The sequence below is a fragment of the Veillonella sp. HPA0037 genome (assembly GCF_000411535.1).
In the GTDB taxonomy this organism is placed as follows: Bacteria; Bacillota; Negativicutes; order Veillonellales; family Veillonellaceae; genus Veillonella; species Veillonella atypica.
The window spans coordinates 650,944-666,601 of record NZ_KE150483.1; the positions used below are offsets into that span (position 1 = coordinate 650,944).

Here is a 15,658-nt window from a genome sequence, read left to right on the forward strand (position 1 = left end):
AATAAATAAGTGACAATTAAAAAGGATAGGCTGCAATACAATATTGCAGCCTACAATTTTAAGTATAATGCCTATTTAGCAAAATCGACAACGCGTGTTTCACGAATGACAACAACCTTGATTTGACCAGGATATTCTAATTCGGATTCAATGCGTTTTACAATATTCCGAACAAGTAATGTAGATTCAGCTTCATCAATCTTATCCGGTTTTACTACAACGCGAATTTCTCGACCGGCTTGAATAGCAAAGCACTTTTCAACGCCTTCGAAAGATTCAGCGATTTCTTCCAATTTAGATAATCGTTTTAAGTAATTTTCTAAGGTTTCTCTACGAGCACCTGGACGGGCTGCAGAGATAGCATCTGCTGCTGCTACGAGAACAGCCTCTACGGATTGGAATTCTTCATCACCATGATGGGCTCCAATACAGTTGATTACTGCTGCGCTTTCACGATACTTACGGGCTACATCAACACCGATTTCCACATGGGAACCTTCGATTTCACGATCTAGCGCCTTACCGATATCATGAATTAAACCACCTCGTTTAGCCAATATCACATCACAGCCAAGTTCTGCGGCCATAAGACCTGCTAAATGAGATACTTCGATAGAATGTTTTAACACATTTTGACCGTAACTAGTACGGTATTTCAAACGCCCTAAAATTTTAATAATTTCAGGATGTAAGCCATGAACATCTGCCTCAAAGGTTGCTTGTTCACCGGCTTCTTTAATTGTTTGGTCCACCTCTTTACGAGCTTTTGCCACCATCTCTTCAATACGAGCTGGATGAATTCGACCATCGACAATCAATTTTTCCAATGCAATTCGCGCTACTTCACGACGAATTGGATCAAAGCCTGATAGAATAACAGCTTCTGGTGTATCATCGATAATTAAATCAATGCCAGTTAATGTTTCTAGAGCACGAATATTACGACCTTCACGACCAATAATACGTCCCTTCATTTCATCATTTGGCAATGCGACAACAGAAACAGTTGTTTCTGCGACATGGTCAGCTGCGCAACGTTGAATAGCGCCGGAAATAATTTCCTTAGCCTTTTTCTCAGCTTCGTCTTTAGCTTGCTGTTCCATTTCTTTTACCATGATAGCTGTTTCATGACGGATTTCTTGTTCTACATTAGTTAACAAGATGTTCCGAGCTTCATCAAAGGTCATGCCAGAAATACGTTCTAATTCTGCCATTTGCTTTTCATACAAAGCATCAATTTTTTCTTTGCTTTGAACTAAGTCAGCTTCTTTACGATGTAAAGCTTCCTCTTTGTGCTCAATATTGTCTAATTTTTTATCCAAAGATTCTTCTTTTTGAAGAATACGGCGTTCCATACGTTGTAATTCAGAACGACGCTCTTTATTTTCTCGTTCTACATCAGAACGGAGCTTATGAATTTCTTCTTTCGCCTCTAATAAAGCTTCTTTCTTTTTAGACTCAGCCATGCGCTCGCCATTTGCGACAATGCGCTCAGCCTCTTGCTCAGCTTGATTCAGTTTTCCTTCAGCAATATTTTTTCGTAAAAAATAGCCTACACCTAGTCCAATTAGCACCATTACTACTGCAATTAGACTATACTCTAAAATCAGTCTCACCTCCTGTATCTTCACATACGGGCACTACGCCCCTTGTTTCCTGATTTTTAACATATTAAATTAATAACCTATAATACATTATATGTTTACAAGGCTATTTTAATTTTATGCTTGAAAGCCCTTTCTGTCAAGATTGATAGGCCTCGCAAACCTTAGTAATAGTGCTCATAGAAAATCCCCTATTTTTTAGGAAATTCATTATTTTTATACGCGGAATATCGCTTATAGATTCACCATATTTTTTATCTACGATTCGAAAAGCGGCCGCCAGTTCATCATAATTTTCAATATCACGAGGCACATCAAGTCCTCTCTGTTTCATTTTTTGCTTTATAAGATATGCACCATATTTCTGCTCTCTCATCAAATAGGATACAACCTGTTTCGCTAAACGCTCATCATTAATGTAATCATAGTAAATTAATCGCTCTTCTACGTAATCGATGAGATCCGATGGAATCTGTTTTCGTTTCATCTTTTGGCGCAACTCATAAGAGCTTAAAAAGCGCTGTGCAAGAAATCGATAGGCTTGATCTAACGCAGCCTGCTTTTCCTCTTCTGTAAACATATCGTCTATCATAATAACCTCAATGAAAAAGGGCTACACAGTAGCCCTTTTTTATATGCTATATCGATTAATCTTCTTCTGGTGTAGCATCTTCGCCAACAACATCAAATGTTTCTGGTTCAGCTGCCAATGTATCACGAATGATACGATCGATTTCTTCAGCTACTTGAGGATTATCGAAGAGGTATTGTTTTGCCGCTTCTTTACCTTGTCCCATCCGTTCCCCATTATAGGAATACCACGCGCCAGATTTTTTGATAATTTCCATATTAGTACCGATATCGATAAGAGTACCTTCTCTGGAAATCCCTTGACCATACATCAAATCAAATTCAGCAGTTTTAAATGGAGGTGCCACCTTATTCTTAACAACCTTAACCTTTGTACGGGCCCCTACATTTTCATTATTGGCCTTAATCAATTCGCCCTTACGCACATCAAGACGTACAGAAGAATAGAATTTTAAGGCACGACCACCGGTCGTTGTTTCAGGATTACCAAACATTACGCCTACCTTTTCACGCAATTGGTTGATAAAGATAACAACGGTTTTTGTCTTATTAATAGTACCTGTTAATTTACGCAATGCTTTACTCATCAAACGGGCATGAAGACCTACGTGAGCATCACCCATTTCCCCTTCAATTTCTGCTTTAGGTACCAATGCAGCAACAGAGTCAACTACAACGATATCTACAGCACCACTACGTACAAGCGCCTCTGTAATTTCTAAGGCTTGTTCACCATTGTCTGGTTGGGAAATTAACAAGTTATTAATATCTACGCCAAGATTACGTGCATAGATTGGGTCCATTGCATGTTCCGCATCAATAAATGCAGCGACGCCACCTTGTTTTTGCGCTTCAGCTACAGCGTGAAGAGCAACAGTTGTTTTACCAGATGATTCTGGACCATAAATTTCAATGACACGACCACGAGGGAAACCACCTACACCTACAGCGAGGTCAATGGCAAGAGAACCAGAGGAAATAACCTCAACATTCATACGATCTGCCGCTTCACCTAGGCGCATGATAGCACCTTTACCAAAGTCTTTTTCTATTTGTTTTAATGCGTTATCCAACGCTGCTTGTCTACCATCAACAGCCATTATTTATCCCCTTTTTCTTGAATATACAAATTCATGTAGTATAATGCTAATTCAGCCGCACTTTGGCGGATATCTTCTCGATTTCCAATAAGATTAGCTTTGTGAGCAACGGTTCCATATGGTCCAGTTACGCCAAACCAAACGAGGCCCACTGGTTTATCCGGTGTGCCACCACCAGGTCCTGCTATCCCCGTTGTAGACACCGCATATGTCGTATTGCATACGCGTTTTGCACCTTCAGCCATCGCTTTGGCTACTTGTTCGCTCACAGCACCATATGTATCGAGTAAATCTTGTGGCACACCTAAGACCCGATGTTTTACTTCATTGCTATAGGATATAATGCCACCCATATAGTAATCACTACTACCACTTACGTTTGTCAATAGTTTACCAACTAAACCAGATGTACAAGACTCTGCCGTAGCAATGGTCGCAGACGATTCTTTTAACGTATTACCGAGTGTTTCCTCCATAGAAATATCTAACTTACGGCCAATCAAAGAACCTAAACGGCGACGAATGATTTCATCCCAAGGATTTAACAATCTATGTGCTTCATCGAGAGATGAAGCCTTTGCAGTAATGCGTAATTCAATGTAGCCTTTTTTTATTAACAAGGCTATGGTTGGATTTGATTGTTGCTTAATTAAATCCATCACACGTTCTTCTAAATCGATTTCACGAATATTATAAACGCCATAACGATAAGACGTTACAACACCTTGTGAGCCAAAACGCTTATGAAGGTAAGGTACTACACTTTGTGTAAACATCCCCTTCATCTCACCTGGAGGTCCTGGTAATAGTATATAGGTTACATCGCCATCTACGGTTACTACGCCTGGTGCAACGCCGACAGGATTAGCTAAAACACTAGAGCCATCAGGCAACATAGCCTCTCTACGACTCGCATCAGGCATTTCACGACCTACTCGTTTGAAAAACTGTCGCACCTCAGCCATAGCATCATCATTATATACGACACTGCGATTTAAGGACGATGCCAAAACTTGCCGTGTTATATCCCCCTGAGTTGGTCCTAACCCACCTGTACTAATCACGAGATCAGCACGTTGTGCCGCTTTTTTAAACACTTCAGACATACGGCCTGGATTGTCTCCCACCACAGACTGATACGCTATGGTATAACCTAATTTATTAAGTTCCTGAGCTAACCAAGAGACATTGGTGTTCACCGTATCCCCTAACAATAATTCAGAACCTGTAGAAATTAATTCTACAATCATTGTAAATACCTCCCATCACTTCAGATGTGTTAATAGTGGTATTACCTAATACACCAATCAATATTATTCTACGATAGTAGCTACTACATCGTAAGCAAAACCTTGCTCTACTTGTACCTGTACAATATCTCCAGCTTTAACCTTATCGCCACAGTCTTCGATATACATATTCCCATCTACATCTGGAGCTTGTGATTTCAAACGACCTTTTGCAAGAACAGTATTATTATCGCCTTCTTCTAATTCTTCAATCATGGCATAGTCAATAGTGCCTTCTAAATCGCGATTATTCTCTTCAGAAATAGCAGCTTGTATAGACATCAATGTATGATAGCGTTCTTCTTTAACCTCTTCTGGTATTTGATCTTCACGAGCCCCTGCAATGGTCCCTTCCTCTTGAGAGTATGTGAAAACACCCATATTATCAAACTTGATATCCTTCACAAATTCACAAAGTTCTTGGAACTGTTCATCTGTTTCACCAGGGAATCCAACAATAATCGATGTACGCAATGTAACATGAGTTGGTGCATTGCGGATTTTCTTTAATAATCGCTCAATATCCTCGCGAGAATCACGACGATTCATTTGTTTAAGAATATCGTTGTTTACATGTTGTAATGGTATATCAACATATTTACAAAGCTTCGGTTCATTGACGATAATATCAAGCAATTCATCACTAAAGAATGTTGGATATAAATAGAGCATGCGAATCCACTCAATTCCCTCAACCTTAGTCAATTCTTTTAACAGCTCTGTAAGTAATGGTTTACCATTATTTAAATCAATGCCGTAGCTAGTCGTATCTTGTGCAATGAGAACGATTTCTTTAACCCCTGACGCAGCTAATCGTTCAACTTCAGCCTTAATAGATTCAATGGAACGACTTCTAAATGCACCACGCACCTTAGGAATGATACAGAATGTACAACCATTGTTACAACCTTCTGCAATTTTTACATACGCACTGTAGCGAGGCGTCGTTTGAATGCGAGGCATGCGTTCATCATAGATATTAGTGATATTTTCCATGATGCAGCTACGATTGCCATGTTCAATCGCATCAACAGCTACCATAACTTGATTCCATGCACCAGTACCAATAAGGGCATCAATTTCAGGGATTTCTGTAAACAACTCATCTTGGTATTGTTGACTCAAGCAACCTGCTACAATTAAGCCTTTACAACGACCAGTTTCTTTATACTGAGCAGCTTCAAGAATCGTATTGATAGATTCTTCCTTAGCTTTCTCTATAAAGGTACATGTATTTATGATAATTAAGTCAGCCTCATATAAATTATCGGTAATGGTATAACCATCATCCTTTAACAATCCAAGCATAACCTCTGTATCTACTAAATTTTTAGCACAACCTAGGCTAATATATCCCAATGATTTGGTCATTCTAAATCCTTTCTTATTTATAGAATGTAACGATATTGTATAGAAATACTCTTCTATTAATCTTTTCTAAAACGTACTTGGCTAACCCAGTGATTCAATAAAAGTTCTTTTCCCTCCACTGTATAGCCGCCATTAACAGGCCATAACACTACGGAACGCCCTAGTGTATCTACGGGTTCGGTAACTTCAGGATTGGCGAATATATAGGTAAAATTATTATTCATCATATATTTTGCAGTTTCACTAGATAGTAACCAGGTAATAAACTCTATACTTTCATTTTTATGCTTAGAATCTTTTTGCACCGCTGCACCTGTTACATAAAATGATGTGCCATCACTAGGATAAATCATTTTTACAGGATAAGAATGGCGAATGTACTGTTGTGCATCAGAAAGATTCCCAATGCCAATATCCGATTCACCAAGAGCTGTTAGCCGTACAGGTGTGGAAAGGAACTTAGAATGTTGTATAACATGTGTTTTTAAAGCCAATAAATCTGCAAGAGCATCTGGCTCGCCTTTATATTCCACCAAATTGTACAAAAGATTAGCCGCATTTTGAGAAGCTCCGAAATCTGTCATCACCACACGCCAGTTTCCAGGCTTTTGCAAGGTATCCCAAGTCGTAATATGTTGACCTAGTTTATTGTAAAATGATTCATTTTGTACAAAAACGATAGGATCATACCATAAGCCGACCCAGTAACCATTTGAATCCTTTAGGCGATCCAAGACCTCATCTATGCGTTCATTTACAATAGGAGCAAACTTATCTTTACTAGCACCGATGACGAGGTTATCCTCAGATGTAATCACTACATCACCAGATGAATCTGCTAACTTAGAGGAAACCCGTTGTTCCATTTGCTCCTCAGTGAGTGGCATAATATTAACTTTTACGTTTTTATCCTCTAAATATTTATCAGCTAATAGTGTTGTTAAGTTATTAGGTAAGTCAGTATAAACCGTAATTTCACCGCGTACAGGCGCTTTTGATTTTTCAATTTGCTCCTCTCGATAAAAGTATATGCCATACCCCATCATACCTATGACAAAAAGCATTAAAACACTAAATGCCATCCATCGTTTCATCGCGTAAATCTCCTTTTACGTTCTCCCTTAGTCTTATTGACCTGTGAAGGAGAACCACTTCTAACATATCGAGATTGACTGCTTCTCGATTGTCCTGATTTTTTACGTCCTTGATTTTGCATTTTACCTTGTCCAATTGGTCTAGGTGGAATTAAGCACTCAGGTCCAAAGCCGATTAAATCACGCCGATTAGCTTCTATTAGGGCCTCTTTTACTAAGTCGTAATTTTCAATGTTTTTATATTGCATCAAAGCCCGTTGCTTAGCCTTGTCACGACCTTTTTTAGCCACATAAACAGGCTTGCCATCAAGAGGATTAATTCCCGTATAATACATGCACGTTGAAAGACTGCCCGGTGTAGGAATAAAATCTTGCACTTGTTCAGGGTACATATGCTGATCTCGTAAAAATTCAGCCAATTCTATGGCATCTTCTAATGTACATCCTGGATGAGAACTCATAAAATACGGAACTAAATATTGTTTTTTACCTAATTCACGATTTGCCTCTTCAAACCATTTTTTAAAGGTCAAAAATTCTTCTTTACCAGCCTTGCCCATCATAGTCGTTACACGTTTGGATACATGTTCAGGCGCAACCTTTAGCTGACCACTCACATGATATTGACAAAGTTCCTTTACAAAGGCTTTATTATTGTCGGCTAAAACATAGTCATAACGTAACCCCGATCTGACGAAGACCTTTTTTACGCCCTTTAACTTTCGTAACTTGCGCAATAATGCAATGTAATCATCGTGATTAGTATTCAAATTTTCACAAGGTTCCGGCGCCGCACAGGTGTGACCTTTACAAGCGCCAAAGACGGCTTGTTTATCGCATGCTAAATGTCTGAAATTGGCCGTTGGACCACCTACATCATGAATGTAACCTTTGAAGTCATCCATACTAATCATCAATTTCGCTTCATCAATCAATGACTGATGACTGCGATTTTGAATGATACGGCCTTGATGATTAGTAATAGCACAAAATGAACAACTACCAAAGCAACCACGCTGACTAACAAGGCTAAACTGCACCTCGCTTAATGCAGGTACGCCCCCTTTATCATCATACGATGGATGCCATTTACGTGTGTATGGTAAATCATAAGCCGCATCCATTTGTTCCTGTGTTAATGGTAAGGCTGGTACATTTTGTACGACATAGCGATCGCCATGTTTTTGTACAATAGGTCGTCCATAGAATGGATCTTGTTCATCATATTGAATGCGAAAAGCATCGGCAAAGGCCATTTTATCTACCTTGATTTCTTCAAAGGAAGGACATTCAACACAATCAATGGATGGTATGTCTTTTGACATATAACAAATACCACGTATATTGGGCAATGATTCTTCGAATCGATTTTGATCTAGTGCTTCGGCTAACTCTATAATCTGTAATTCACCCATGCCATATATAAGTACATCAGCCTTAGAGTCTACAAGAATAGACCGACGCACCGTATCAGACCAATAATCATAATGCCCAAAACGCCGCAATGAAGCCTCGATGCCACCAATGATAAGAGGCACATCTCTAAAGGCTTCTTTCATGCGGTTAGAGTATACCAAGGTCGCTCTATCGGGGCGATGTCCTGCCTCACCTCCCGGTGAGTAATCATCTTCACGACGGATTTTTTTAGCTGCCGTAAACTTATTGAGCATGGAATCCAAGTTGCCTGCAGTAACAAGCGATGCAAGACGAGGCTTCCCTAATTTTTTAAAAGCATTAACATCATTCCAATCAGGTTGGGCAATAATACCAACTCGATAGCCTTTGGATTCTAGATAACGACCAATTACGGCAGGCGCAAAAGATGGATGATCTACATACGCATCGCCACTGATGAGCACGAAATCGAGTTCTGCCCACCCGCGCGCTTCCATATCTGCGCGTTCTGTAACTAAAAATGTATCCATCAATATAACCTTCCTTTAACTGTAACGATGTATCTTAGAATAAAAACAACCATATCAAAAATATCACCATGAATACGGCAATAATAGCAAGCATAATGCGTTCTTGTTCAATGGACCGTTGTCGCTTTTTCTGTCTCGTTTCAAGCGACATACGACGTTTTGCCATCTGATGTTCAACGTACTCACTCTGCACAGAATTAATAGTTTCCTGTTTCTTTTGACGCATAATAGGACGTATTGTGAATGTATCCACTTCACCTACTTGATTTTGATAAACCTTCACTAAGCGATCTCCATCAAGGCCAAGGTAATTTCCATAATTGCGAATAAAACCTTTAGCGTATACACGTCCTGGGATAACTGCATAGTTTCCATCTTCGATGGCTTCTAAATAGGTTGTTTTAATATGAAGTACTTGTTCAATATCTTTAAATGTGAGATTTCTACGTACTCGTTCTCGACGTAATTCTTCACCTAACTCAGCCACAGTATATCCCTTTCTATTCCTCAGAATCAGAGAAGTATCGAGCTTTCACCTGTTCTGGACTCATTAAAATCTCTCGTGCTTTACTACCCATGTTAGGACCTACAATTTTAAGATCCTCCATGGTATCTACAAGGCGTGCAGCACGCGTATAACCGATACGGAATCTACGTTGCAACATCGACACGGATGCTTGACCAGATTCCATTACAAGATTGACAGCTCGTTCTAATAACTCATCACGATAAATATCTTGTTCATCATTATCTTGTGCTGCGGTTTCCTTTTCTGCCTCAGCCGTTACCGTATCATCGTATTCTGGTTCTCGTTGTTGTTTTACAAACTCTACCAAATGTTCCACTTCATCATCAGAGATGAAAGCACCTTGTACACGAATTGGTTTATTAGCCCCAATTGGAGAGAACAACATATCACCTTTGCCTAATAGTTTTTCAGCACCCGCCATATCGAGGATTGTACGAGAGTCGATTTGGGACCCTACGGCAAAGGAAATACGACTTGGCACGTTGGCTTTAATAGAACCAGTAATAACGTTAACAGATGGACGTTGTGTAGCTAGTACCATATGAATACCAGCAGCACGTGCCATCTGAGCCAATCGACTAATGGATTCTTCAATATCATCAGGAGCAGTCATCATCAAGTCCGCCAACTCATCGATAATCAATACGATAAGCGGCATTGCCGACTTAGGATGCGCTTCATTATAACTTTTAATATCGCGCTTACCGGATGCAGCAAATGCCTTGTAGCGAGCTTCCATTTCTCGAACTGCCCAACGCAATACAGCAGCCGCTTTTTTCATATCCGTTACAACTGGTGCCATCAAATGAGGAATGCCATTATAAACGGATAATTCAACCATCTTAGGGTCGATAAGTAATAACTTAACCTCTTCTGGTTTACGACTAAAGAGAATACTAGAAATCAATGTATTTACACATACAGATTTACCAGAGCCTGTCGTACCAGCCACCAATAAATGTGGCATCTTAGCCAAATCAGTAATCACAGGTTTGCCAGCGATATCCTTACCAAGGCCGACTGGAATACCACCACGCGCCTCTTTAAAGTCACTACAATCAAGTACATCACGCAAGTGAACGGCTTCTGTTTTCGTATTAGGTACCTCGATACCAATAGCAGATTTACCAGGAATTGGTGCCTCCATACGTATATGTTGAGCCGCTAGATTCAAGGCAATGTCATCTGTTAAGTTTACGATTCTACTTACCTTAACACCTTGGGCTGGTTCAATTTCATACCGTGTTACGGTTGGGCCTTGCGTAGCATTAACTACCTTGGCAGAAATGCCAAAGCTAGATAAAACATCTTCAAGGCGCATCGCATTATACGCGACCTCGTCATTATTATTTTGACCTACCTCCCCTTTCGCCAAAATATCAAGGCTTGGGAAATGATATGGTCTATCGTAAGTTCTATGAATCTGTCCATCTTTAGAAACGGCTACCTGTGCTGTATCCTCAGCAGTACTTGCCAAAGATGGTACAGATAATGGCATAGAACTCATGCCTGCACCAGCACTAACAGAGCTTGCAGCCGCACCACTTCCAGGTACAGCACTCGCAATCGCCGCATGATTGGTTTCTAACGAACCAATAGTTGTTGGTTGATAAGAGTATTCTGCTGGGCCTGATTCATCGGTGGTACGCACATCATCCTCAACACTATCATCTGTATCAAATTCTTCAATATCGGCATGTTCCTCATCATGATCATGGAGCCATGCAGGCATTGTTTTTGAATCATCACCGGTACTATCAGTACGAATTTCACCGTTATCGACAGCATCACCAGATTCTTCAGAGATTTGTACTAATCGTTCTGCCGCTCTATTACGAGCCTCTAACTCAGCTAATTCTTTCCAAGAAGAAGGCGTATGTGTATCGATTGGCTCAACTTCATAGTCATCATTAGCAGCTACAACACCTCTATTTTCAAGAGTCTCTACAGCATTCTGAGCTGCATCGGTGTATCGCATATCCTTTTCGCGGTCATAAGCCTTGCGCTGTGCTGCTTCTTTACGCTGTTCATTCCAATCTTCGATAACCTCTTTAGCTACCGCTACCTTTTCAACAGCTACTTCTTTTGCCTTATCAAGACCTACTTGCGTTTTATCAGCAGCCTTACGCAATCCGTTACCTAAGGATAGGCGCGTAATAAGGAGACCACAGCAAAGCATAAGTACGGCAACAACAATAATGGAGCCAACTTCACCGAACATAGTTCGTATAAAGGAAGCCAAGAAACCGCCCACAACACCACCTTGATCTGCCAGTGCTGTAGTCGCCAATTCATCACCCACAGGTACACGATATAGTGGAACCATGGTAATAGCTAATAAGTAAAAAACTGTTATGAGAAGACCACGACGTGTGATAGACATAAATTTACCTTGGTATAACAAACGCCATCCAAGCCATAGTACAGCAATGCACGGAATTATGCCCCCAAAGCCAAATCCATAGCGAAATATTCCCGTCAATATTTCGCCTACAATGCCTAAATCAAAGCCAAAAAAGCCTAGCAATGCCAGTATGGCAACACCTATGACAATAATGCCTTTTACTTCATTGCGCAGTGAAAATCCTTCTTTTTTTGGTGCCGGTGTAGCTCGTTTTTTGCGAGGCTTCCGCCCTCGTGTAGAAGTTTTTTTCTCTTCTGCCATAATCGTATACAAACCCCTTACTTTTATATAAAAATCTATTTCAAATCATCATTATATTATACCATATATTGACTATTCTATTTATCTTTACGTCTATCGTTCCAATCTTTTAATAGATTATGTTCTACCCCACGATCGACGCCCTTATAATACTCAGCATTTACCAAAGGATCCGGCAAATATTGTTGCTTAACGTATCCATTCGGATAGTTATGAGCATATTTATAAGTTAGCCCATGTCCTAGTTTACTCGCCCCACTATAGTGGCTATCACGTAAATGATCCGGCACTTGCCCACAATCTTTATGACGCACATCTGAAATAGCTGCATCAATACCTAGATATGCGGAATTACTCTTAGGCGCCAACGCCACATAGCATGCCGCCTCAGATAAAATGATACGCGCCTCTGGAAATCCCACCATATGCGCGGCCTGTGCTGCTGCATTAGCCAATATTAAGGCTTGTGGATCTGCTAATCCTACATCTTCGGCGGCACAAATGACAATACGACGAGCGATAAAATTAGGATCCTCACCGGCCTCTATCATACGCGCTAAATAATGAAGTGTAGCCTGTATATCGGACCCGCGCATACTTTTAATAAAGGCGGAAATTGTATCGTAATGACTATCTCCTTTTTTATCGTATGTATAAATGCGACGGCCTACGACCTTTTCAAGTATTTCTAAAGTGATTTCTTCGCTATCGTGCACCATGGCCGCAGCTTGCTCCAAAATATTGAGTGCCATACGACCATCTCCATTGACGAAGATACCTATATCCTCAAGCAACTCATCCTTTACCTGTAGGTTACGAGCCCCTAAGCCTACCTCGCTATCTGTAAGAGCTCGCTTTAAAATTTGATTAATTGCTTTCGGCGTTAAGGCCTCCAATGTAATAAGTCGTAGTCTCGATAATAATGGGCGATTGACTTCAAAAAATGGATTTTCTGTAGTTGCCCCAATAAGAATAATCGTACCATCTTCAACGCAGGGTAACAGTACGTCTTGTTGACTCTTATTAAAGCGATGTATTTCATCGAGAAATAAAATGGTTCGTTGTTGCAAAGAACGAACTCGTTTCCGCGCATCTTCTATAATATTTCGCAATTCACCGATACCTGCATTTGTCGCATTTAAATTGACAAAATGGCTGTTGCTCATCTTAGCAATGATACCGGCTAATGTCGTTTTACCAGTTCCACAAGGCCCGTAAAACAACATGGATGGTATTGTATCCTTTTCCACCATGGCGCGAAGGAATGTCCCCTTCCCTACCGCCTGTTCTTGACCATACAAATGATCAAGTTCTGTCGGTCTCATTCGCACCGGTAGTGGTTCATATTTATTCGTAGGTAATGCATCAAATAAACTATCCATGCTACCTCCATTCATTCTTTACATGCAAAAAAGCCCCACCATGCCGTAATGTACCGCGTTTTGATCCTGCAAGAGCAGGTGGGTGTCCTCCTCATCCTGCAGTTGTCCCGTGAGGGCGTAACGTTCAGACGAGAGTTCTGGACTCCCGAAGAAAATGTGTTGGCTCAAAACTGCGATATCACACGCACATGGCAGGGATATCTTATACATAAATAGTAGCAGAAAGATTTATCATTTACAAGACTTGACTTTTAAAATTTTAGCAATTCTTGCGGTCCTTTTATAATATGCTTACTTGCGATTATACCAAGGATTGTTCTTCTTCCTCTATATCTGCTTTTATGTGTAATTCTTTTAATTGTTTAGGTTCTACTTCAGATGGCGCTTGGCTCATGATATCAGAAGCGGATTGTGTTTTAGGGAATGCGATAACGTCGCGGATGGATTGGCGTTTAGCCATCAACATAACGAGACGATCAAGACCAAATGCACAACCTGCATGAGGTGGCGCACCATATTTAAATGCATCAAGCATGAAACCGAATTTAGATTTAGCTTCTTCTTCGGATAAACCAATTGCTTTAAATACTTTTTCTTGTACGTCAGATTGATAAATACGCAAGGAACCGCCACCGATTTCAACGCCGTTCAATACCATATCGTAAGCAATTGCTTTTACGCTACCAGGATCGGATTGTAATTTATCAAGATCTTCGTGGCGAGGCATTGTGAACGGATGATGCATAGCAACATAGCGTTTTTCATCTTCGTTATATTCGAACATAGGGAAATCTGTTACCCATGTGAAAGCCAATTTATCTTCGTCAATCATGTTCATACGACGAGCCATTTCAAGGCGCAACTCACCAAGTGCACGAGCAACAGTTGCTGGTTTATCAGCAATCATCAATACAAGGTCGCCGCCTTTAGCGCCCATTTTTTCACCGATATTGCGGATTGTATCTTCGCCTAAGAACTTCATGATTTGAGATTTAATGGAACCGTCTTCATTGAAGCAAGCCCAAGCCAAACCTTTTGCACCGTAGCGATTTACGTATGCTACCAAATCATCGAGTTCACGACGAGGAATACCAGCATCACCAGGTACAACAATACCTTTTACGATACCGCCATTGTCGATAACAGAGCGGAATACTTTGAATTCAGTATCTTTTACGAGTTCAGTTACATCTGTGAAAGCCATGTCAAAGCGAAGATCTGGTTTATCAGAGCCGTATTTATCCATCGCTTCATCCCATGTAATACGAGGCATAGGCAATGGAATTTCTTTGCCCAATGTCTTTTTGAACACTTCTGCAACCATTTGTTCCAATAATGCGTAAATATCCTCTTCATCAACGAAGCTCATTTCCAAGTCGAGTTGTGTAAATTCTGGTTGACGGTCTGCACGCAAATCTTCATCGCGGAAGCAACGTACGATTTGGAAATATTTTTCATAGCCTGCTACCATCAAAATTTGTTTGAAAATTTGTGGAGATTGAGGCAATGCATAGAATGTGCCTGCATTCACACGAGAAGGTACTAAATAGTCACGCGCGCCTTCTGGTGTGGATTTTGTAAGCATAGGTGTTTCGATTTCAAGGAAATCGCGGCTATCGAAGAAATCGCGCATAGCCTTTGTTACCTTATGACGTAAAATCAAGTTGCGTTGCATTTCTGGACGACGCAAGTCAAGATAACGATATTTCAAGCGGATATTTTCATCTACATCGATATTATCTTGAATGTAGAATGGAGGTGTTTTCGCAGAATTCAATACGCGAAGTTCTTCACAATACATTTCATAAGCGCCTGTAGGCAAGTTAGGGTTGATTGCTTCTTCATCGCGTTTTGTAATTTTACCACGTACACAAAGCACATATTCATTACGAACATCTTCAGCCTTGTGGAAAGATTCCACATTATGATCTGGGGATGCTACAACTTGAACGATGCCAGAACGATCTCGCAAGTCCAAGAAGATCAAACCGCCGTGGTCACGACGACGTTCAACCCAACCACATAATACAACCTCTTTACCTACTTCTGCTTCAGAAATAGTGCCACAACCGTGTGTACGGTGTAAGCCTTTCATTGTTTCCATTCTA

The 15,658-nt window shown here is 40.5% G+C and carries 11 protein-coding genes and 1 other RNA gene; all 12 read right to left on the minus strand.

Features of this window, described 5'->3' with window-relative positions; genetic code table 11:
- Window positions 1–71: 71 nt before the first annotated feature.
- A complete protein-coding gene (gene rny, locus HMPREF1477_RS03100; RefSeq protein WP_255325116.1) occupies window positions 72–1,616 on the minus strand; it encodes a ribonuclease Y in 1,545 nt (514 codons plus the stop codon).
- 127 nt (window positions 1,617–1,743) lie between these two features.
- Complete coding sequence (locus tag HMPREF1477_RS03105; RefSeq protein WP_009660797.1) at window positions 1,744–2,196, minus strand: regulatory protein RecX; 453 nt, start codon at window positions 2,194–2,196, stop codon at window positions 1,744–1,746.
- 55 nt (window positions 2,197–2,251) lie between these two features.
- Window positions 2,252–3,295 (minus strand): recombinase RecA, encoded by a 1,044-nt coding sequence (gene recA, locus HMPREF1477_RS03110; RefSeq protein ID WP_005376148.1) that lies wholly within the window; start codon window positions 3,293–3,295, stop codon window positions 2,252–2,254.
- Window positions 3,295–4,545 carry a competence/damage-inducible protein A gene (locus tag HMPREF1477_RS03115; protein WP_016475788.1) on the minus strand — a complete coding sequence of 417 codons (1,251 nt, stop codon included), beginning with the start codon at window positions 4,543–4,545 and terminating at the stop codon, window positions 3,295–3,297. Before HMPREF1477_RS03115 ends, recA begins: the two co-directional genes overlap by 1 nt.
- 63 nt (window positions 4,546–4,608) lie before the next feature.
- Window positions 4,609–5,955, minus strand: a complete 1,347-nt coding sequence (gene rimO / locus HMPREF1477_RS03120) for a 30S ribosomal protein S12 methylthiotransferase RimO (RefSeq protein WP_016475789.1) — start codon at window positions 5,953–5,955, stop codon at window positions 4,609–4,611.
- Window positions 5,956–6,011: 56 nt separating this feature from the next.
- Complete coding sequence (locus HMPREF1477_RS03125; RefSeq protein WP_016475790.1) at window positions 6,012–7,049, minus strand: ABC transporter substrate-binding protein; 1,038 nt, start codon at window positions 7,047–7,049, stop codon at window positions 6,012–6,014.
- A complete protein-coding gene (locus tag HMPREF1477_RS03130; RefSeq protein ID WP_016475791.1) occupies window positions 7,046–8,974 on the minus strand; it encodes a YgiQ family radical SAM protein in 1,929 nt (642 codons plus the stop codon). The genes HMPREF1477_RS03125 and HMPREF1477_RS03130 overlap by 4 nt, the downstream gene beginning before the upstream one ends.
- Before the next feature lie 34 nt (window positions 8,975–9,008).
- Window positions 9,009–9,461, minus strand: coding sequence for a helix-turn-helix transcriptional regulator (locus tag HMPREF1477_RS03135; protein WP_005376169.1), 453 nt, complete (start codon window positions 9,459–9,461; stop codon window positions 9,009–9,011).
- Window positions 9,462–9,474: 13 nt separating this feature from the next.
- Window positions 9,475–12,168 (minus strand): DNA translocase FtsK, encoded by a 2,694-nt coding sequence (locus tag HMPREF1477_RS03140; RefSeq protein WP_016475792.1) that lies wholly within the window; start codon window positions 12,166–12,168, stop codon window positions 9,475–9,477.
- A gap of 77 nt (window positions 12,169–12,245) precedes the next feature.
- Entirely contained in the window at window positions 12,246–13,550 is a 1,305-nt protein-coding gene (locus tag HMPREF1477_RS03145) for a replication-associated recombination protein A (RefSeq protein ID WP_016475793.1), read from the minus strand.
- Between the two features lie 28 nt (window positions 13,551–13,578).
- Window positions 13,579–13,751: non-coding RNA, 6S RNA (gene ssrS, locus HMPREF1477_RS09520), on the minus strand.
- Between the two features lie 100 nt (window positions 13,752–13,851).
- Window positions 13,852–15,654: an aspartate--tRNA ligase gene (gene aspS / locus HMPREF1477_RS03150; protein ID WP_016475794.1), complete on the minus strand. Its 1,803-nt coding sequence runs from the start codon at window positions 15,652–15,654 to the stop codon at window positions 13,852–13,854.
- Between the last annotated feature and the right edge of the window lie 4 nt (window positions 15,655–15,658).